This window comes from Azoarcus indigens, assembly GCF_004361735.1.
In the GTDB taxonomy this organism is placed as follows: Bacteria; Pseudomonadota; Gammaproteobacteria; order Burkholderiales; family Rhodocyclaceae; genus Azoarcus; species Azoarcus indigens.
In genome coordinates, this window is record NZ_SNVV01000010.1 from 1 (window position 1) to 19167 (window position 19167).

The following is a 19167-nucleotide window of genomic DNA, read 5'->3' on the forward strand; positions in this document are numbered from 1 at the left end:
TTGCTCCTGAGATGAATCGACGACGTGGCCTTCCCAGAAGACCACGCCCAACATAGCATCGCGCATGACGGGGAAGAGGAAGGGGATCGGTTTGTTTGGCGACTGCCAATCTACCAACCTCCGAACCGTCAACCACTACTTCCCCCAGATTGCGCGAAGAACCTTTTTTTTCGCCGTGCCGGGGGCGCCTGCCTCAGCCGGCGGCCGGCAGGCTGAAGTCGAAGGCGGTGCCGCCGGCACCGCTGTCGGCGAGGATGATGTCGCTGCCGTGCAGCTGCAGCAGCCGATGGACGATGAGCAGGCCCAGTCCGCCGCCATGGCTGCCGTCCGAACGCCGTGCCATCGCGCGGATGAAGAGATTGTCGCGGGTGGCGGCCGGAATGCCGGGGCCGTTGTCGCTGATGCGCACCAGCACCCGCCCGCCGGCGGCGCGCAGGCGGACGGTGATGCGGGTGCCGGCCGGGGTGTGGCGGATGGCGTTGTCCAGCAGGTTGGTCAGCACGCGCTCTACCATGCCGAGATCGGCGTGGACCGGCGGCAGCGGGGTTTCGAGGTCCACCGCGAGGGATTGTTGCCGGGTCTGTGCGGCGAGTTCGAACTTCTGCGCCACGTCCTGCAGCAGTTCGGGCAGGGCGAAGGGCTCGGGGGCCGCCTGCACCAGGCCGGACTCCAGGCGGGCGAGGTCGAACAGCTCCTGCGCCAGGCGGCCCACCTTGCGGCTCTGGTCGAGGGCGATGTCGAGGTAGCGCTGGCGCGCCCCGGGGGCCAGCGCGGCGTCTTTCAGGCGCAGGGTTTCCAGGTAGCCGTGCAGCGCGGTCAGCGGTGTGCGCAGATCGTGCGAGATGTTGGCGATGAGCTCGCGCCGGCACTGGTCCTGCCGGCCCAGTTCGGCCCACTGCTGGGCGATGCGCCCGCCCATCTGGGCGAAGGCGCGGCGCAGCACGGCGATCTCGTCGCCGCCGGCCGGCTCGCTGGCGCTGGCGAGGGCGGCGGCGCGCTCGCCGTCGCCGTCGAAACGGCTCACCGCCTCGGTGAGGGCGCGCAGTGGGCGGGTGATGAGGCGGAAGGCGAGCAGACCCATCAGCAGCGCCAGCAGCGCCGCCAGCGCGGTGGTCCACAGCGCCATGCGCAACGCGGTGTCGCGCGCCAGCGGGGTGGAGACCGCCTCCAGGTCCTCGCCCTGCAGGATCACGTAGACCCAGCCCGCCGCTTGCCCGGCCACCTCCACCGGGGCGGCGCTGAAGACCTTGCGCGCCTGCGCGCTGCGCGGGTCGTCGCCCATCACCGGCAGGGCCGCGCCGGCCTGCAGGCTGCGCAGCGGGGCGAGGGCCACGCGCTGGCGGCGCAGGTGGCCCGGCGGCGCGGCGTGGGCGACGATAAGGCCGTCCTGGTCGAGCAGGTAGACCTCCACCGAGGGATTGACCGCCATCAGCTTGTCGAACAGCTCGCGCACCGCGGCCGAGCGCCAGCCGGCGGCGTCGGCGAGCTGGGCGTTGGCGGCGATGTGCGCCGCCAGCCCGCTGGACAGCTGCTGGATGGCGGCCTGCTCGTGGCGCTCGGCGGTGCGCATCTGCAGCCATACCGAAATGCCGCTGCAGGCCAGCAGCAGGCTGGCGAAAACGAGGAACAGGCGGTGGCTGATGGAGGCGGTCATGGCGCCTCTCCCGCTACCGGGCGGGCGGCGAACTTGTAGCCCTTGCCCCACACGGTGAGGATGCGGCGCGGCGCCGCCGGGTCGGCCTCGATCTTGGCGCGCAGGCGGTTGATGTGGGTGTTCACCGTGTGTTCGTAGCCCTCGTGGGCATAGCCCCACACCTTGTCCAGCAACTCCAGGCGGGAGAACACCCGGTCCGGGTGGCGGGCGAAGAAGTGCAGCAGGTCGAACTCGCGCGGGGTCAGGTCCAGCACGGCGCCGTCGGCGGCGGCGGTGCGCGCCACCGGGTCGATGGCGATGCCGTGGCAGGCCAGCGCGCCGGCGTCCAGGCGGGCGTTGCGGGCGAGCGCGTCGGCGCGGCGCAGCAGGGCCTTCACCCGGGCGACCAGTTCGAGCATGGAGAAGGGCTTGGCGAGGTAGTCGTCGGCGCCCAGCTCCAGCCCGAGGATGCGGTGCATCTCGCTGGAGCGCGCGCTGATGATGATGATGGGCAGGTAGCGGGCGAGGCCGCGGGCGCGCTTGCAGATCTCCAGCCCGTCCACCCCCGGCAGCATCAGGTCCAGCACCAGCAGGTCCCAGGCTTGTTCTTCCACCAGGCGCAGGCCGCGGTCGCCGTCGGCGGCGTGTTCGACCGCATAGCCTTCGTCGCCGAGGTGCATGCGCAGCAGTTCGGCGATGTGGGCGTCGTCCTCGACGACGAGCAGCCGCGGCGGCTTGTCCATGGTGATTCCGTAGGCCTGTCTGCGTGCATCTTCGCCGAATCGGCGCCGGCCAGGTATCACGGATTGTTTAACTCTGCGTGAGGACTCCGCGACCGCGGCGGCGGAACAATGCGCCGCATCGAGGCCGCCGTGCCGCCCACCGGAGTTACGCCATGTCCGCTCCCGCCGCTTCCCCGGCCCTGCCCGCCGCGCCCGTTCATGCGGCCTGGCTGCGGCTATGCCACTGGGCGAACGCCCTGGCCGTGGTGCTCATGATGGCGAGCGGCTGGCGCATCTACAACGCCTCGCCGCTGTTCGGTTTCACCTTTCCGCCGGGATGGACCCTGGGCGGCTGGCTGGGCGGCGCGCTGCAGTGGCACTTCGCCGCGATGTGGCTGCTGGTGGCCAACGGCCTGGTCTATCTGGCCGCGGGTATCGCCGGGGGCGGTTTGCGCCGGCGCCTGCTGCCGCTGTCGCCGGCGGGGCTGGGGTGTGACTTGCGCGCCGCCTTGCGCGGACGGCTGCAGCACCCGCAGGCCGGCCGCTACAACCAGCTGCAGCGCGCGGCTTACTTGTTCGCGCTGGCGGTGCTGGCGGTGCTGGCGATGTCCGGGCTGGTGTTGTGGAAGCCGGTGCAGTTCGAACTGCTGCGGGGCTTGCTGGGGGGTTATGAGGCTGCCCGCCGGGTGCATTTCTTCGCCATGGCGGCGCTGCTGGCGTTTGTTCTCGGCCATGCCGCGCTGGCCTTGCTGGTGCCGCGCACGCTGGTGGCGATGGTTCGCGGACGCTGAACGAACAGGACAAGCACACATGGAAACCGGCTTCTTCTCCCGCCCGCGCCCGGCGCCGCTGGCTCCCGCCGAGGAGGCCGCCGCGCTGAAGGCGGCGCGCGGCCTCCTCGCGGCGCGGCTGCCGTCGTCACGCCGCGGCTTCCTGCGCCGGCTCACCCTGGGCGGCGTCGCGCTGCTGTCGGGCTGTTCGCTGCGCGGCGACGATGGCGGCGACAGCGTGGAGCAGGCGCTGATGGCGATTTCGCGCTTCAACGACGCCGCGCAGGGCTGGCTGTTCGATCCGGCCGCGCTGGCGCCGACCTACCCCGGCAGCATGATCACCCGGCCTTTCCCGTTCAACGGCTTCTACCCGGAAGCGCTGGCGCCGGTGGTGGATGAGGCCGACTACCAGCTGGAGGTGCGCGGCCGGGTGGCCGACCGCCGGCCGTGGCGGCTGGCGCAGCTGTGGGCGCTGCCGCAGCAGGAACAGATAACCCGGCACATCTGCGTCGAAGGCTGGAGCGCCATCGGCCGCTGGGGCGGCGTGCCCTTTGCCGATTTCCTGCGCCGCGTGGGCGCCGATCTGGGCGCGCGCTATGTGGGCTTCGAATGCGCCGATGGTTACTACACCGCCATCGACATGCCGACCGCGCTGCACCCCCAGACCCTGATAGCGCTGAGCTACGACGGCCAGGTGCTGCCGCGCAGCTATGGCTTCCCGATGAAGCTGCGCATCCCCACCAAGCTTGGCTACAAGAACCCGAAGCATGTACGGGCGCTGTTCGTGACCGATCGCCGTCCCGGCGGCTATTGGGAGGACCAGGGCTACAACTGGTTCGGCGGCCTGTGAGCCGCAGGCATTTTCCGCGTCCGGCAGCGGCCGGGCGCTTCTTTCGCAGTTCCCTTCCTAGCAGGAGCACACCATGAAGAAGCCGACCGCAGCGACCCTCGTTCTGTCCCTGATGCTTGCCGCCTCCGCCGCGCTGGCTGCCGATATGGGCATGGACAAGACCACGACGCCGGAGACGATGAAGAAGGACGGCATGGCGGCCGACGGCATGAAGAAGGATGCCATGGGCCACGATGCGATGAAGAAACCCGAGGCGATGAAGAAGGACGGGATGACCAAGGACGGCATGAAGAAAGACGCCATGGGGCATGACACCATGGGCAAGCCGGCGGCAGACGAAATGATGAAGAAGTAAGCCGGTCGCAAGGGCCATAGGGCCATAGGGCCACAGCGCAGCGGGGGAGCAGGCGTGAGGCTGCTCCCCCGCTTTGCCGTGTTCACCGTTGCCCGGCCGACGGTCGGGCAACGGTTCAGCGCGCGGTGACCACCGGGATGCCCTTGAGGCGGGCACCGGCCGGCGGCAGCGCGTCTTCCGGCACCGCGCGCGCGAGGTGGGGCGACAGGCCGAGGCGGGGCGCCAGCCGGGCCTCCTGTGCCAGCACGCCGCGCAGGCTGGCGAGCTTGACGTGGCCGTAGCCGCGGACGCGCTCCGGCAGGGCGGCGAGCTCCACCGCGCTGGCGAGGTTTTCGGCGGTGAGGCGCGGCAGCAGGGCCTCCATCATCTCGGCGTAGCGGGCGGCCAGTTCGCGCTCCATGCGGCGTTCGGCGGTATGGCCGAAGGGGTCCAGCCAGCTCCCGCGCAGGAACTTGCCTTTGGCCAGCCAGCCCATGGCCTTGTGCATCCAGCCGCCGTAGCGCAGCTTGCGCGGCGCACCGCCGTCTTTGGCCCGCGCCAGCAGCGGCGGCGCCATGTGGAAGGAGAGTTTGAGCTCGCCTTCGAAGGTTTCTTCCAGCGCCTTGGTGAAGCGGCCGTCGGTGTAGAGGCGGGCGACTTCGTATTCGTCCTTGTAGGCCAGCAGCTTGGCGTAGCCCTGGGCGACGGCGCGGGTGAGCACCAGTTCGCCGGCGGGGGCGAGCTGGCTTTCGGCGGCGCGCACCGCGTCCACCAGCTTGCAGTAGCGCGCGGCGTAGGCGGCGTTCTGGTAGCCGGTGAGGAGTTCGCTGCGGTGGGCGATCAGGGCGTCCAGCGTCATCGCCTTGGGCGCCGGCTCTTCGGCCAGCTCCAGCACGGTGTCCGGCGCGTCGGCGGCGAGGCGGCCGAGGTGGAAGGCCATGCGGTTCATCTCCACCGCCACGCCGTTGAGCTGGATGGCGCGCTCCAGTGCCGCCAGCGACACCGGGACCCGGCCGCGCTGCCAGGCGTAGCCGAGCAGCAGGAGGTTGGCGCCGATGGAGTCGCCCAGCAGGCGCAGCGCGAGGTCGTAGGCATCCACCGTTTCCAGCGCGGCGGGGTCGTCGGCGGCGCCGGCGGCGTGGCGCAGCTTGTCGATCAGGGCGTCGGCATGGAGGCTGGCGTCGGGATCGCGCACGAACTTGTCGGTGGGGTTCTGGTGGCTGCTGGCGACGATGCGGGTGCGGCCGCGGCGCACCGTCTGCAGGGCGTCGGCGGAGGCGCCGACCACCAGGTCGCAGGCCAGCAGCAGGTCGGCCTGCTGGGTGTCGATGCGCACCTGGTTGAGCAGCTCCGGCCGCTTGGCCCAGCGGATGAAGGCGAGCACCGCGCCGCCCTTCTGGGCGAAGCCCATGAAGTCCAGCTGGGAGCTGGCCATGCCGTCCAGGTGGGCGGCCATGCTCACCAGCGCGCCGACGGTGACGACGCCGGTGCCGCCGACGCCGGTGATCAGCATGTCGTAGGGCGCTTCGTCCAGCCCGGTGGCTGGCTGCGGCAGGTGGGCGATGAGTTCGTCCAGGCGGGCGCCGGACAGCCTGGCGACGCGCTTCTTCAGCCTGGCGCCTTCCACCGAGACGAAGCTGGGGCAGAAGCCCTGCACGCAGGAGTAGTCCTTGTTGCAGGAGGATTGCTCGATCTGGCGCTTGCGCCCCAGCGGCGTTTCCAGCGGCAGTACCGACAGGCAGTTGGACTGCTGGCCGCAGTCGCCGCAGCCTTCGCACACTTCGGCGTTGATGAAGATGCGGCGGTCGGGGTCGGGGAAGGCGCCTTTCTTGCGCCGGCGGCGCTTCTCGGCGGCGCAGGTCTGGTCGTAGATGAGGCAGGTGACGCCGGCGATGTCGCGCAGCGTGCGCTGCACCGCGTCCAGCTCGCTGCGGTGGTGGAAGGTGGTGCCGGGTGGGAACAGGTTCTCCTGGCCCTGGTACTTCTCCGGCTCGTCGGACACCACCGCCAGCTTCTTCACCCCCTCGGCCTCGACTTGGCGGGCGATGCGCTCGACGCCGATGACGCCGTCCACCGGCTGGCCGCCGGTCATCGCCACCGCGTCGTTGTAGAGGATCTTGTAGGTGAGGTTGGCGCGGGCGGCGATGGCCTGGCGGATGGCGAGCAGGCCGGAATGGAAGTAGGTGCCGTCTCCCAGGTTCTGGAACACGTGCGGGCGCTTGGTGAAGCGGCCGTGGGCGGCCCAGTCCACGCCCTCGCCGCCCATCTGGATCAGGCCGGTGGTGTCGCGCTCCATCCACGAGGCCATGAAGTGGCAGCCGATGCCGGCCTGGGCGATGGAGCCTTCCGGCACCCGGGTGGAGGTGTTGTGCGGACAGCCGGAGCAGAAGTAGGGCAGGCGGCGCACCGCGTCGGCGGCGTTGGAGAGCAGCTCGGGGGCGGTGAAGTGGCGCACCCGGTCGCGGCGGTCCAGCGCCGGCTTGTGCCGCGCCAGCCAGTCGGCGAAGGCCGGCATGATGCGCGAGGGGCGCAGCTCGCCCAGCGCGGAGAGCAGCGCGCCGCCGGTGACGTCCTGCTTGCCGATGATGCGCGGGCGGGCGTCGGCGGCGCGGTTGAACAGCAGCTCCTTCAGCTGGCGCTCCACCACCGGCGCTTTCTCCTCGATCACCAGCACCTCGGCGAGGCCGTCGATGAAGGCTTCCATGCCCACCGTTTCCAGCGGGAACACCAGGCCGACCTTGTAGACGCGGATGCCGGCGGCTTCCAGGTCGGCCGGCGTCAGGTCCAGCCGGCGCAGCACTTCGAGGAAGTCGTAGTGGGCCTTGCCGACGGTGACGATGCCCAGGTCGGCGCCCGGCGTGGCGCATACCAGGCGGTCCAGCGGGTTGGCGCGGGCGAAGGCGCGCACCGCGTCCAGCTTGGCCGCCAGGCGCTGTTCGATGGTGAGGCTGGGCAGGTCCGGCCAGCGGTAGTGCAGGCCGCCGGCGGGAACGATGAACTCGGCCGGCGGCGGGAATTCGGTGCGCACCCGGGAGAGGTCCACCGTCATGCCGGATTCGACCACTTCCGAGATGGCCTTGAAGCCCACCCAGTTGCCGGAGAAGCGCGACAGCGCCCAGCCCCACAGGCCGAACTCCAGGTACTCGGCGACGTTGCCGGGATGGATCACCGGCATGCTCCAGGCCTGCATGGCGAGGTCGCTCTGGTGCGGCATGGAGGAAGAGACGCAGCCGTGGTCGTCGCCCGCCACCACCAGCACGCCGCCGCGTGGCGAAGCGCCGTAGGCGTTGCCGTGCTTGAGGGCGTCGCCGGCGCGGTCCACGCCCGGGCCCTTGCCGTACCACATGGCGAACACGCCATCGACGGTGCGCTCCGGGTCGCTCTCCACCTGCTGGCTGCCGAGCACCGCGGTGCCGCCCAGTTCCTCGTTGATGGCCGGCAGGAACTCGACGCGGGCGGCGTCCAGCATCTTCTTCGCCTTCCACATCGCCTGGTCCAGCCCGCCCAGCGGCGAGCCGCGGTAGCCGGAGACGAAGCCGGCGGTTTCCAGCCCGCGGGCGCGGTCCAGCGCCGCCTGCATCAGCGGCAGCCGCACCAGCGCCTGGATGCCGGTGAGGAAGACGGTGCCGGCGGTGGCGCGCAGATTGTCGGCGAGCTGGTAGTCCGGGCGGGCCAGCGGGGTGGCGGGTGCTGGCAGCGCGGCAGAGTGAGTGGGGGCCGCAGTCGGCTGCGGGGTGGTGCCCGGGCTGCTACAGGCGTCTTTTTCAGGGACGTGCTTGGGGCTGGGGGTGTGCATCGGTCTCTCCACTGGTGGGCGGTCGTGTAGCGGCCGCTCCTTGTCGTCATTGGAGAAAGCTTAGGGGGCGCGGGTGGATGATGTGTTCTTCAATTCGCCGGAATGGGGTTCAATCGAGTAGATTCATTCTCTGATTTGCCGGATTGGAGGAATGATGATGTTCGATCGGATGACGCGCCGCATCCTGGACGCGCTGCAGCGCGACGCCCGGCTGTCGGTGCAGGACCTGGCGGCGGCGGTCGGCCTGTCCGCCACGCCGTGCTGGCGGCGGTTGAAGGAGATCGAGAAATCCGGCGTGGTGCGGCGGCACACGGTGCTGCTGGACCGCGAGGCGCTGGGGCTGAAGGAGTGCCTGATGGCGCATGTGACGCTGCTGCGCCACGCCGGCAACACGGTGGAGGAGTTCGAGCGCGCGGTGCTCACCCATCCGGAGGTGATCGAGTGCTACAGCACCACCGGCGATGCGGACTACATCCTGAAGATCGTGGTGCCGGACATGAAGGCCTACGACGCCTTCCTGCACAAGCGCATCTTCAGCATTCCCGGCGTGGCCAACGTGCGCACGGCGGTGGTGCTGCGGGAGGTGAAGTACGACACGCTGCTGCCGATAGACACGGAATGAGGGATGGCCCCCGGCGTGTCGCCCCTGACCACACGGCTTCTTGCAATGGCCATGTGGCCACGAGCAAGGCCTTTGCTGGCGCCACTACGCTTGCCGTAGCATTCCAGCGCGGACGCGGCCTTTCCGCCCTGCGGAATTCGGTCCCGGCTTTCGATTCCGGGTGGGAAGAAGCCTCTTTGCCGTCACATTGAGCCGCGCTGCGGCCTATGCATACACTGTCAGGTGCAGGAGCGTTCCATGGCAAGTGCAGTATCCGGTGGTGTGCGGGTCTTGCTCCGCATCGAAGGCTTGTGCATGTTTGCGGCCAGCTTGCTGGCCTATGGGAAGTTCGGTGATGGCTGGGGCAGCTTCGCGCTGTTCTTCTTGGCGCCGGATCTGTCATTCCTGGCTTATCTGGCCGGGGCGAGAGTCGGGGCCGTGGCGTACAACCTGGCGCATTCCTTGGTCGGTCCCCTGGCGTTGTTGGCGGTGGGCGTCCTTGCGCCGGTGCCCGCGGCGCTCACCGCCGGCATCATCTGGCTGGCCCACATCGGCCTTGACCGTGCGCTGGGCTATGGGCTCAAGTATTCAGCCGGGTTCGGGTTCACCCACTTGGGGCGCATCGGACGGGTGCGGGCTGAGGCCGGATGACGCGTGGCATTCCGTTCTGCTAGCCCGGTTGTCGAACAGACCCCTGCCTTTGCGTTGGGCTTTGCCGCCCCAGGGCCCATCGGCGCGCATTCCAGTGCCGTTTGCGAAGCGGTACTCGCCCTTGAGCGAGGCGCCGCCGGCAGGAGTGACTCATGCGCAGACGGAATACCGGGAGCGGCGCCGGGCGCTTACTCTTCGACTTCCGGGTTCTCGCCGACGGTGAAGCGCTCCAGCAGGGTTTCCAGGGCCTTGGCGGTAGCGGGTTTGTCCAGGTTCACCAGGCGCAGGCCGGTGATCTGCAGGTCGGGCTGGGCGTCCGGGCCGCTCCACTGGGCGAGGGCTTCGAACACCACCGAGCGGGTCTTGCCGTTGGCATCCGGGTAATCGACCCGCAGCTTGTGCACCGGGCCGGCGGGCAGCGGCTTTTCCCCGTAGAGCAGGAAACCGCCGGGCGAGATGTCGCCAATGCGGCCGAGCAAGGCGTCGCTGTCGGCAGCGTGCACCCGGAAGTTGAGGGAGATGGCGCGGCGGCGGTAGAGGCGTCTGTCCATGGTGGCGCTCTCAGTGGGCCGCTTGCTGCTGCGGCTGGGTGGCGGCTTGGTCCATCGGTCTCCTCCTCAAGGCGTCAGTTCTTGTTGGCGGGCCCGGTGATGGCTGCGCCGTGGCCGGTCTTGCTCAGTTCACCGGGGCCGCGTCGCCGACGGCGAGGCGGGCCGGCGCCCAGCTCCAGTGCTTTTCCCAGGCGGTGCGGACCAGGTTGGGATACTCCGGCTTGCCCAGGCTGCCGTTGTAGCGGCCCAGGGCGCGGAAGAGGTCTCCCTTTTCGATGTCCAGGTAGTGGCGCAGGATGGTGCAGCCGTAGCGCAGGTTGGTGCGCAGGTGGAAGAGGTTGTCGTTCGGCCGGCCGAGCACGTCCAGCCAGAAGGGCATTACCTGCATGAAGCCGCGCGCACCGGCGCTGGAGATGGCGTATTTGCGGAAGTTGCTTTCGACCTGGATCAGGCCCAGCACCAGCTGCGGGTCCAGCCCGGCGCGGGTGGCTTCGTAATGCACGCTGACCAGCAACTCGCTGCGGTAGGCGGCATCCGGGATGCGTTTCTCCAGCCGGCGCGACATCTCCGCCAGCCAGCGGGCGCGCTCGCCGGCGTCCGGAATCGGCAGCGTCGGCGCTGCCGAATCGCTCACCGCCGCATGCAGCGCCGCCTGCACGCTGGCCGCCAGCGGCTCGTACTGCTGCGCGCCCGCCAGAGCGAAGCCGCTGGTGGCAGAGAGCAGCGCGAAGACGAGCGGGCGCAGGAGGCGGAGGGCGTGCATGCCGACGTTATAGTCGAGGCGGATCAGCCGCGGCAACGGGCAATGACGTGGGCGGCGATGTCGGCCGGCGCCAGCTTGCTGGCCTCGGTGTCACGCCGGCCCTGGTATTCCACCACGCCGTCCTTGAGGCCACGGTCGCCAATGGTGACGCGGTGGGGGACGCCAATGAGCTCCCAGTCGGCGAACATCACGCCGGGGCGCTCGTCGCGGTCGTCGAGGATGACGTCGATGCCGGCGGCCAGCAGCGCTTCGTAGAGCTTCTCCGCCTCCGCGCGCACCGCTTCGGACTTGCTCCAGCCCACCGGGCAGAGCACGACTTCGAAGGGGGCAATGGCGTTCGGCCAGATGATGCCGCGCTCGTCGTTGTTCTGTTCGATGGCGGCGCCGACGATGCGGGTGACGCCGATGCCGTAGCAGCCCATCTCGAAGTGGCGCGGCTTGCCATCCTCGGCGAGGAAGGTGGCATTCATTGCCTTGGAGTACTTGGTGCCGAGGTAGAACACATGGCCGACCTCGATCCCGCGCTGGATGGCGAGCACGCCCTTGCCGTCCGGCGAGGGGTCGCCTTCGACCACGTTGCGGAGGTCGGCGACCAGTTCCGGCTCCGGCAGGTCGCGGCCCCAGTTCACGCCGGTGTAGTGGAAGTCCGCCTCGTTGGCGCCGCAGACGAAGTTGCCCATGTCGGCAACGGTGCGGTCGGCGACGATGCGCACCGGCTTCTTCAGGCCGATGGGGCCGAGGTAGCCGGGCTTGCAGCCGAAGTGTTCCAGGATCTCGGCTTCGGTGGCGAAGCGGAAGCCGGCCTTCAGGCCTTCCACCTTGCCCGCCTTCACTTCGTTCAGCTCGTGGTCGCCGCGCACCAGCAGCAGCCAGACGGTGGTCTTGACCACGCGGCCAGCCTCGTCCGTTTCCTCGGTGGCCAGCACCAGGGACTTCACCGTCTGCGCCAGCGGCAGGCCGAGCAGTCCGGCCACGTCCTCGCAGCGTTCCTTGCCCGGCGTTGGCGCCTTCTCCAGCGCGGCGGTGGGGGATACGCGGCCCGGCAGCAGCGATACCGCTTCGGCCAGCTCGATGTTGGCGGCGTAGTCGGAGGTGGGACAGTAGACCAGCGCGTCTTCGCCGGTGTCGGCGATCACCTGGAACTCGTGCGAGCGGTCGCCGCCGATGGCGCCGGTGTCGGCCGCCACCGCGCGGTAGGTGAGGCCCAGGCGCTCGAAGATGCGGCCGTAGGCGGCGTACATGCGGTCGTAGCTCACGCCGGCGGCGGCTTCGTCGCGGTCGAAGGAATAGCCGTCCTTCATCACGAACTCGCGGCCGCGCATGACGCCGAAGCGGGGGCGGCGTTCGTCGCGGAACTTGGTCTGGATCTGGTAGAAGTTCTTCGGCAGCTGGCGGTAGCTCTTCAGCTCCTGGCGGGCGATGTCGGTCACCACTTCCTCGGAGGTGGGCTGCAGCGCGAAGTCGCGTTCATGGCGGTCCTTCAAGCGAAGCAGTTCGGGGCCCATCTTGTCCCAGCGGCCGGTCTCCTGCCACAGCTCGGCGGGCTGCACCAGCGGCATCACCAACTCGATGGCGCCGGCGCGGTTCAGCTCTTCGCGGATGATGGCTTCCACCTTGCGGATGCTGCGCAGGCCCATCGGCATGTAGTTGTAGATGCCGGCGGCGACCTTGCGGATCATCCCGGCGCGCAGCATCAGCTTCTGGCTGATCACTTCGGCGTCGGAGGGGGCTTCCTTCAGGGTGGAAATATGGAACTGGCTCGCGCGCATGCTGGGTCGGAATTCTTGGTAGGTGGAATCGGCGGATTCTAGCGCATGGCAGGCGTGCCGGCGCCTTCCGGACGATGCTCAAAACCGCCCCGGGCGCAAGCTTTCCAACCCCGGGCAAGTGTGGAAGAATCGAGACAGTCCATCAAATTCAGAAGGTTCCATCATGCTCGATCGTGAAGGCTATCGCCCGAACGTCGGCATCCTCCTGGTCAATACGCGCAACGAGGTTTTCTGGGGCAAACGCATCCGCGAACATTCCTGGCAGTTCCCGCAAGGCGGCATCAAGCACGGCGAAACGCCGGAGCAGGCGATGTACCGGGAGCTTCACGAGGAAGTGGGTCTGCGCCCCGAGCACGTGAAAATCCTCGGCCGTACCCGGGGCTGGTTGCGTTACGACGTCCCCAAGCACTGGATCAAGCGCGAATGGCGTAATACCTACCGCGGCCAGAAGCAGATCTGGTTCCTGCTGCGGCTGGTGGGGCGGGATTCGGATGTGTGCCTGCGGGCCAGTTCGCATCCGGAATTCGACGCCTGGCGCTGGAGCGACTACTGGGTGCCGCTGGATGCGGTGATCGAGTTCAAGCGCCAGGTTTATCAGCAGGCGTTGACCGAGCTCTCGCGCATCCTGTTCCGCTCGCGGCCCTGCGAGTTGCCTGAGAGCTACCAGCAACTGGCGGCGACCCAGCCGCCGGTGCAACTGCAGGCGGCGATCACGCAGCGTCCCTGATCTCCGCTTTGCGTATGAACGAATCCCCCGGTCGGCGCTGCCAACCGGGGGATTCTGCTTTCGCAGCGTCCCTCGTGCCGTCTTTTCCCCCGGCGGCACCTCGAAGCTTCCCATTGCAAGCAGTGCCCAGCGAACTCCCCTGAGGTCTGCTGGTCCTTGCGCGTATGCCGGGGCGTTCCCGGTTGTTCGGTGCGTCCCCGGCAGGGCTGCCCGGTAAAAGGCCGGGCGAGGTGTTGTTGTGCCGTGCGGGAGGTGTGCCATGTTGAGGGAACGTTTCGAACCCATGCGCAGGGTCGAGCTTACGGGAATGAGTTGCAGCATCGCCGACGTGATCGAGGAGGGTCGCGTCCATCTGGATTCCCCGGCAATCGAGGTCATGACGGACCTCAAGCGAATTCCCGCTGCAAGCCTGGCCGCCGCGGAGTCACATGAGGAGGCGCTGCGGGTGATGCAGATGCGGGGCGTGAGGCTGCTACTGGTGGTGGATGGGAGTGACATGGTCGTCGGAGTGGTGACCGCTGCGGATCTGCTTGGCGAGCGTCCGCTGCGCGCTGCGCGGGAACAGGGCTTGCGTCGCGGGGAGGTGATGGTGGCGCGTGTGATGACGCCGCTGTCGGCTATGGATGCGGTGCGCTACGAGGATGTGCTGCGCGCGGAGGTGGGGGACGTCATCGCAACGCTTGGACGCTCCGGGCGTCAGCATGCCTTGGTAATAGAGATCATGCTGGAGGGCAGGGTAAGCGTCCGCGGAATCTTCTCGCGAACGCAGATCGCTCGCCAATTGCGCGTGGCCTTGCCCGAAGGGACGGAAATCGCTCGTAACTTCGCGGAGATCGAAGCTGCCATCGCTGCCTAGCTCTTGGCCCTTAGCGGCAGGATGTGGCGCGAGCGCTTACAATGCGGCTGGAAGCCCGGCACTGCCGGGCTGCTTCGGCTTCATTGTGGAGAGCAACAGGTTTGAATCGTTTGCCGAATTTGCTGCGCTGCCTGGGAGCAGCGGTCGTGGTGGGAGCGGTATCACAGGCTCTCGCCGTAGGCCCGCTGGATGACCGGCGGGAGAATACTCTGAACGTGGATCCCGAGGACGAAATCTGGAAGGAGCAGGGCTACGAGATGCCGGGGGCGCCGGATCCGGCGAACTATGTCGGCTTCTTCGTAAATGCAACCGCGACCAGCCAGTTCTTCGTCGACCGCAGCCATTTGAGCGTCGGGGAGGACGGGATCGTCCGCTACGTGTTGGTGGTGCGTTCTCCCTCCGGTGCGGAAAGCGTCACCTTCGAGGGCATCCGTTGCGATACCCGCGAACGGCGCCTCTATGCAAGCTGGCATGCCCAGGGCGGTTGGGCCCCGCTGAAGAACAGCAGTTGGCAGCTAATGGGGCAGAGCGCCTATAACCGGCCCCGCGCGGCTCTGGCGGAAGATTACTTCTGCGATGGGAATGCGCCGCCGCGCGACAAGAAAGCCGCCTTGCTCCGCCTCGAAGGAGGCGCGGAATACACCGATCCGAGGAAGAGGATGCCATGATCGACAACGCTATCCTGCAGTTCGACAGGGCGCTGAGGACTGTCTTCGCGCCGGCTCGCTCGCTCAGGCCGGTCCCGGGTGACGACATGCCGGACGCCGTCATGGACGACACGCAGCGCAAGCATGTGGCCGGGCTGATGCGGATAAATCATTGCGGTGAGATCTGCGCTCAAGCCCTCTACCAGGGCCAGGCGATCATGTCGGAGGATCCAGCCACTCGCGAGGCATTGGAGCAGGCGTCCCGCGAGGAGACGGAACATTTGGCCTGGACGGAGCAGCGTCTGGGTGAATTGGGGAGCCGCAAGAGTCTGCTGAATCCCCTCTGGTACGGAGGTGCGTTGGCGATCGGCTTGCTGGCGGGGCGCTTCGGGGATCGCTGGAACCTGGGCTTCCTGGCAGAGACCGAGCGTCAGGTCGAGGCCCACTTGAAGGGGCACCTGGACAAATTGCCGGAGGAGGATCGCAAATCCCGGGCTATCCTTGATCAGATGAAAGTGGACGAAGCCGGTCACGCCGACACCGCCGTCCATCTTGGCGCCCATGAACTGCCTGCGCCGGTGAAGGTGGCTATGAAGGTGGCATCAAAAGTGATGACGCGCACGGCTTACTATCTGTAAGCGGCATGACGTCCTTCCCTGGAAGGGCGTCATCCTCAATCAGGCTGCCTCGATGATCTTCCATTCATGGATTATTTCGGCGGTCTTGCCCAGCATGATGGAAGCTGAGCAGTACTTCTCCGCGGAGAGGTGGATTGCACGCTCCACCGCTTCGGGTTTCAGGTTACGGCCGATCACCGTGTAGAGAAAGCGGATTCGGGTGAATACCTTGGGGTCGGTTTCCGCACGCTCGGCTTCCAGTTTCACCTGGCAGCCGGTCACATCTTGCCGCCCCCGTTTCAGGATGAGGACAACGTCGTAGGCGGTGCATCCGCCCGCTCCCGCAAGCATGAGTTCCATTGGACGAGGGGCGAGGTCGCGGCCCCCTCCCTCCGGGGCGCCGTCCATCGTCACCAGATGGCCGCTTCCGGTCTCCGCCATGAAGCTCATGCCGTCAACCCATTTGATGGTGCATTCCATTTCTTGACTCCCTCAGGGGCTGCTGTGTTTCCGCCTGCGCAATGGCGGCGGATTCTACCGGAGGTTGGCGCTGGTCAGGGGCGCGCGGGCGTCTCATGCAGTGCAAGTTGCCATGAGGAAAAAATGACTTTGGTATCTCTCTGTGCGAGGTGCTGAGGCCATGGTGCCGGGCAGTTTCTGTAGATGCGAGCAGGGGTTTGGGGAAATAAGAGAGGTTTATGCTGAGATCAAAACTTTTATAGTGCAATGCACAAAAATCGCTTGCGCCATGTTTGGCCTTTCCGGATAATTCGCTTCAGTCGGATCCAAAGCGCAGCAATCAGAGCAAAAGTAATGCGGCGCTGATCCAAAGGTGTCTCCTCCACCCTCCTCCTTTGGTGTGGATTTAACGCAGTCCCAAGAGGGCTGCGTTTTTTTTTCTGCGCCCCGATGCGTGTTCAATTAGTAAATTGACACAGCGGGCGGTTTCGCTTTAGGATTGCGAGCTTTCCGTTTGGTGGCCGGCTCGCCAGGCCTGACAAAGATCGAGGATTCGAATGAAAACGTTTTCTGCCAAGCCGCACGAGGTTCAGCGCGACTGGTTCGTTGTCGACGGCACGGACAAGGTGCTTGGCCGTCTGGCCGCCGAGGTTGCTCGCCGCCTGCGTGGCAAGCATAAAGCCATCTACACGCCGCACGTGGATACCGGTGACTACATCATCGTTGTCAACGTCGAAAAGCTGCGTGTGACCGGCAACAAGGCGCTGGACAAGAAGTACTACCGTCACTCCGGCTATCCGGGCGGGATCTACGAGACCAACTTCACCAAGCTGCAGCAACGCTTCCCGGAGCGCGTGCTGGAGAAAGCGGTGAAGGGCATGCTGCCGAAGGGTCCGCTGGGCTATGCCATGCTGAAGAAGCTGAAGTGCTATGCGGGGCCCGCTCATCCGCACACCGCTCAGCAGCCCCAAGTTCTCGAGATCTGACAGGAGCCTAGATAATGGCTGTGACTTACAACTACGGAACCGGTCGCCGCAAGACCGCGGTCGCCCGTGTGTTCATCAAGCCGGGCTCCGGCAACATCGTCGTCAACGGCAAGCCGGTCGACGAGTTCTTCTCCCGCGAAACAGGCCGCATGATCGTACGTCAGCCGCTGGTTCTGACCGGCAACGAAGGCCGTTTCGACATCATGGTGAATGTCACTGGCGGTGGTGAATCCGGCCAAGCTGGCGCTGTGCGCCACGGCATCACCCGCGCGCTGATCGATTACAGCGCCGAGCTCAAGGGCGAACTGCGCACCGCCGGTTTCGTGACTCGCGATGCGCGTGAAGTCGAGCGTAAGAAGGTTGGTCTGCGCAAGGCGCGCCGCCGGAAGCAGTTCTCCAAGCGCTGATACGCGCGGGTGCTGTATCAAAAGCCGCCTCTGGGCGGCTTTTTGCATTCCAAGCCAGGTGCATACGTAGGTGGTGGTTTGGTCCGCGCCCTGGTCGTTGGTCTTGCGTTATGCCGGGTGTGCCCACATATTGGTCAGAGGTTTTTGCGTAATTCGTGCCGTTAGCCTCTGAGGAACTTTGGTGGTTGTTGTAGGATCCGATTTTGACGACTGAGGGCGGGAAAGCGCATCATCCGCTTCAGCCCCGACAAGGAGAGAATATGAGCGAAGTGATCGATACCCCCGAAATCCTGGTCTTCACCGACAGTGCTGCCAACAAGGTGCGCGAGCTGATCGACGAGGAAGGCAACCCCGAGTTGAAGCTGCGTGTATTCGTGACTGGCGGTGGTTGCTCCGGCTTCCAGTACGGCTTCACCTTCGATGAAGAAGTGAACGAAGACGACACCACCTTCGAGAAGAATGGCGTGATGCTGCTGATCGATCCGATGAGCTACCAGTATCTGGTTGGCGCTGAAATCGATTACAGCGAAGGCTTGGAGGGGTCGCAGTTCGTGATTCGCAATCCGAACGCCACCAGTACCTGCGGTTGCGGTTCTTCCTTCTCGGCCTGATCGGCGATCGGCAGCAAATAGCAAACGGGGCGCCCAGGCGCCCCGTTTGCTTTGGGAGGCCGAGAAAAGACTCAGTTCTTGCTGGCGACCGGTGCCGGCGCGTTGTTCAGCAGGCTCAGGCGGTTCAGCAGGGGCGCGCTGGCCGTACGGAACTGGCCCAGTTCCTGGGGCGTCAGCGGGTCGGCGGTCGGCAGGGCGATCTTCATGGGATCCTGGGCGATGTTGTTCACCCGGACTTCATAGTGCAGATGCGGGCCTGTGGCCCAGCCGGTGGAGCCGACGAAGGCGATGAGGTCCCCCTGGCTCACCGACATGCCTTTCTTCAGCCCGGTGGCGAAGCGGCTGAGGTGGGCATAGGCGGTGGCGTAGCGGTTGCTGTGACGCAGGACGACGATGTTGCCGTAGCCGTTCTGGGTGCCGACGAACTCCACCACGCCGTCCGAACTCGCCTTTACCGGAGTGCCGGTGGGGGCGGCGAAGTCCACGCCGGCATGGGTGCGCCAGTTCTTGTGGATGGGGTGGAAGCGGCGGCCGAAGCCGGAAGAGATCCGGGTGAAGGCCAGCGGCGAGCGCAGGAAGCCCTGGCGCAGGCTGCGGCCATCGGCGGTGTAATACTGCTCCTTGCCGCTGGCGCCCTTGTAGAGCACGACGACGTGGCGCTTGCCCTGGTTCACGAATTCCGCCGCCAGCACGCGGCCGGTGCGTACCGGCACGCCGTGGTCGTAGATGGTTTCGTAGACGACGCTGAACTGGTCGCCGCTGCGCAGGTCAGTATGGAAGTCGATCTCGGTGCCGAAGAGATCCGCCAGTTTGGTGGCGATGCTGTCGGGCAGGCCGACCGAGTCGGTGGCGCCGAAGAGCGAGTGGCGGATGGTGGCTGAGCGCATCTCGACCACGGTCATCGCAGGCGCGGCGGCTTCCTTGCGTACGCGGATGGTGCCGGCGCTGTCCCGCTCTATGGTCAGCCGGTCGCCGCTCTGGGAGGTCGGCAGGCTGAGCGTGGCGAGGCGGCCGTTGCCGTGGACCAGTGCAGTGACGGACAAGCCGGCACGCAATTGTCGTAGCGCCAGCTTGCCTTCCGGCGACGATAGCAAGAAGTCCAGTGCTTCCGGGTCGGCGATGCCGAGGCGGCGGAAAATGGAATTCACCGTATCGCCCGGCATCACCCTGTCATCATGGACGTAGGGCAACTCCCCCGCGCCGTCCAGTGTGGTGGCCTGGGGAGCCGCAAGGGTTTCAACCACCGAGGTCAGATTGAGCGGACCGGGGTCATTCGGGACGACTGCGGTGGCCGCGACCACGCCGAGAAGGGAGGTGCCGAAGACGCCCGCCAGCAGCCAGGGCCGCTTGCGACTGAAGAGATGCGCCGGCAGTTCGGCTAGAATCCTGCTTTTTCTGGCCTGCATTGGCTTTCACG

Annotated in this window: 20 protein-coding genes; 12 read left to right on the forward strand and 8 right to left on the reverse strand. The window is 66.9% G+C overall.

What is annotated here, in order from left to right; all coding sequences use genetic code 11:
- Window positions 1-193 precede the first annotated feature (193 nt).
- Both C7389_RS12455 and C7389_RS12460 read right to left on the reverse strand, forming a co-directional pair.
- Window positions 194-1654, reverse strand: a complete 1461-nt coding sequence (locus tag C7389_RS12455; RefSeq protein WP_133591875.1) for a sensor histidine kinase — start codon at window positions 1652-1654, stop codon at window positions 194-196.
- Window positions 1651-2376, reverse strand: coding sequence for a response regulator transcription factor (locus C7389_RS12460; protein WP_133591878.1), 726 nt, complete (start codon window positions 2374-2376; stop codon window positions 1651-1653). The genes C7389_RS12455 and C7389_RS12460 overlap by 4 nt, the downstream gene beginning before the upstream one ends.
- Window positions 2377-2528: 152 nt before the next feature.
- On the opposite strand from C7389_RS12460, the gene C7389_RS12465 reads away from it, so the two are divergent.
- From C7389_RS12465 to C7389_RS12475, 3 genes are all read left to right on the forward strand, one after another.
- A complete protein-coding gene (locus tag C7389_RS12465) occupies window positions 2529-3146 on the forward strand; it encodes a cytochrome b/b6 domain-containing protein (protein ID WP_133591880.1) in 618 nt (205 codons plus the stop codon).
- A 19-nt stretch (window positions 3147-3165) separates the two neighbouring features.
- Complete coding sequence (locus C7389_RS12470; RefSeq protein ID WP_133591882.1) at window positions 3166-3975, forward strand: molybdopterin-dependent oxidoreductase; 810 nt, start codon at window positions 3166-3168, stop codon at window positions 3973-3975.
- Between the two features lie 73 nt (window positions 3976-4048).
- Window positions 4049-4330 carry a pentapeptide MXKDX repeat protein gene (locus tag C7389_RS12475; RefSeq protein ID WP_133591884.1) on the forward strand — a complete coding sequence of 94 codons (282 nt, stop codon included), beginning with the start codon at window positions 4049-4051 and terminating at the stop codon, window positions 4328-4330.
- Between the two features lie 115 nt (window positions 4331-4445).
- On the opposite strand, the gene C7389_RS12480 is transcribed toward C7389_RS12475, so the two are convergent.
- Window positions 4446-8105 (reverse strand): indolepyruvate ferredoxin oxidoreductase family protein, encoded by a 3660-nt coding sequence (locus tag C7389_RS12480; RefSeq protein WP_133591886.1) that lies wholly within the window; start codon window positions 8103-8105, stop codon window positions 4446-4448.
- A 151-nt stretch (window positions 8106-8256) separates the two neighbouring features.
- Between C7389_RS12480 and C7389_RS12485 the strand changes: the two genes are divergently transcribed.
- Window positions 8257-8727: an Lrp/AsnC family transcriptional regulator gene (locus C7389_RS12485; RefSeq protein WP_211168510.1), complete on the forward strand. Its 471-nt coding sequence runs from the start codon at window positions 8257-8259 to the stop codon at window positions 8725-8727.
- A 237-nt stretch (window positions 8728-8964) separates the two neighbouring features.
- On the forward strand, window positions 8965-9357 hold the full coding sequence (locus C7389_RS12490; RefSeq protein WP_133591888.1) for a DUF4260 domain-containing protein: 393 nt from the start codon (window positions 8965-8967) through the stop codon (window positions 9355-9357).
- 188 nt (window positions 9358-9545) lie between these two features.
- Here C7389_RS12490 and C7389_RS12495 read toward each other — a convergent pair whose 3' ends face one another.
- The 3 genes from C7389_RS12495 to C7389_RS12505 form a co-directional block, all read right to left on the reverse strand.
- Window positions 9546-9908, reverse strand: a complete 363-nt coding sequence (locus tag C7389_RS12495) for a PilZ domain-containing protein (protein ID WP_133591890.1) — start codon at window positions 9906-9908, stop codon at window positions 9546-9548.
- A gap of 124 nt (window positions 9909-10032) precedes the next feature.
- Complete coding sequence (locus tag C7389_RS12500) at window positions 10033-10671, reverse strand: lytic transglycosylase domain-containing protein (RefSeq protein WP_133591892.1); 639 nt, start codon at window positions 10669-10671, stop codon at window positions 10033-10035.
- A gap of 23 nt (window positions 10672-10694) precedes the next feature.
- Entirely contained in the window at window positions 10695-12440 is a 1746-nt protein-coding gene (locus C7389_RS12505) for a proline--tRNA ligase (RefSeq protein ID WP_133591894.1), read from the reverse strand.
- A gap of 163 nt (window positions 12441-12603) precedes the next feature.
- On the opposite strand from C7389_RS12505, the gene C7389_RS12510 reads away from it, so the two are divergent.
- The 4 genes from C7389_RS12510 to coq7 all read left to right on the forward strand — a co-directional run bounded on the left by C7389_RS12510 (window position 12604) and on the right by coq7 (window position 15308).
- Window positions 12604-13167: an RNA pyrophosphohydrolase gene (locus tag C7389_RS12510; protein WP_133591896.1), complete on the forward strand. Its 564-nt coding sequence runs from the start codon at window positions 12604-12606 to the stop codon at window positions 13165-13167.
- A gap of 307 nt (window positions 13168-13474) precedes the next feature.
- The gene (locus C7389_RS12515; RefSeq protein WP_246034741.1) at window positions 13475-14023 is read left to right on the forward strand and encodes a CBS domain-containing protein; all 549 of its coding nucleotides are present in this window, start codon (window positions 13475-13477) and stop codon (window positions 14021-14023) included.
- A 101-nt stretch (window positions 14024-14124) separates the two neighbouring features.
- The gene (locus tag C7389_RS12520; protein ID WP_246034743.1) at window positions 14125-14691 is read left to right on the forward strand and encodes a CNP1-like family protein; all 567 of its coding nucleotides are present in this window, start codon (window positions 14125-14127) and stop codon (window positions 14689-14691) included.
- Window positions 14688-15308 carry a 2-polyprenyl-3-methyl-6-methoxy-1,4-benzoquinone monooxygenase gene (gene coq7, locus C7389_RS12525; protein ID WP_133591901.1) on the forward strand — a complete coding sequence of 207 codons (621 nt, stop codon included), beginning with the start codon at window positions 14688-14690 and terminating at the stop codon, window positions 15306-15308. The genes C7389_RS12520 and coq7 overlap by 4 nt, the downstream gene beginning before the upstream one ends.
- 39 nt (window positions 15309-15347) lie before the next feature.
- On the opposite strand, the gene C7389_RS12530 is transcribed toward coq7, so the two are convergent.
- Complete coding sequence (locus C7389_RS12530; RefSeq protein ID WP_133591903.1) at window positions 15348-15767, reverse strand: OsmC family protein; 420 nt, start codon at window positions 15765-15767, stop codon at window positions 15348-15350.
- A gap of 536 nt (window positions 15768-16303) precedes the next feature.
- Here C7389_RS12530 and rplM point away from each other — a divergent pair.
- From rplM to erpA, 3 genes are all read left to right on the forward strand, one after another.
- Window positions 16304-16732, forward strand: coding sequence for a 50S ribosomal protein L13 (gene rplM / locus C7389_RS12535; protein ID WP_133591905.1), 429 nt, complete (start codon window positions 16304-16306; stop codon window positions 16730-16732).
- Window positions 16733-16746: 14 nt separating this feature from the next.
- Entirely contained in the window at window positions 16747-17139 is a 393-nt protein-coding gene (rpsI, locus tag C7389_RS12540; RefSeq protein ID WP_133591907.1) for a 30S ribosomal protein S9, read from the forward strand.
- A gap of 260 nt (window positions 17140-17399) precedes the next feature.
- The gene (erpA, locus tag C7389_RS12545) at window positions 17400-17750 is read left to right on the forward strand and encodes an iron-sulfur cluster insertion protein ErpA (RefSeq protein WP_133591909.1); all 351 of its coding nucleotides are present in this window, start codon (window positions 17400-17402) and stop codon (window positions 17748-17750) included.
- A 71-nt stretch (window positions 17751-17821) separates the two neighbouring features.
- Here the strand turns inward: erpA and C7389_RS12550 are convergent, their stop codons facing one another.
- Window positions 17822-19156, reverse strand: a complete 1335-nt coding sequence (locus C7389_RS12550; RefSeq protein ID WP_133591911.1) for a M23 family metallopeptidase — start codon at window positions 19154-19156, stop codon at window positions 17822-17824.
- Window positions 19157-19167: the final 11 nt, after the last annotated feature.